Below are 279 nucleotides of genomic sequence, written 5' to 3' on the forward strand. Positions count from 1 at the left end.
TTTGGAGCGGGAAACGAGACTCGAACTCGCGACCCCGACCTTGGCAAGGTCGTGCTCTACCAACTGAGCTATTCCCGCTTGGGTGGTCTGTGCTTTACAGCACCTTCAAATTTTGGAGCGGGAAACGAGACTCGAACTCGCGACCCCGACCTTGGCAAGGTCGTGCTCTACCAACTGAGCTATTCCCGCTTGGGTGGTCTGTGCTTTACAGCACCTTCAAATTTTGGAGCGGGAAACGAGACTCGAACTCGCGACCCCGACCTTGGCAAGGTCGTGCTC

The 279-nt window shown here is 56.3% G+C and carries 2 tRNA genes; both read right to left on the reverse strand.

Annotated elements, in window-relative coordinates:
- Positions 1-2 precede the first annotated feature (2 nt).
- Positions 3-78, reverse strand: a tRNA-Gly gene (locus tag BEG40_RS21630).
- Positions 79-113: 35 nt separating this feature from the next.
- Positions 114-189 (reverse strand) — tRNA-Gly (locus BEG40_RS21635).
- Positions 190-279 lie beyond the last annotated feature (90 nt).

The organism is Escherichia sp. MOD1-EC5495 (genome assembly GCF_002965965.1).
GTDB classification, from domain to species: domain Bacteria; phylum Pseudomonadota; class Gammaproteobacteria; order Enterobacterales; family Enterobacteriaceae; genus Escherichia; species Escherichia ruysiae.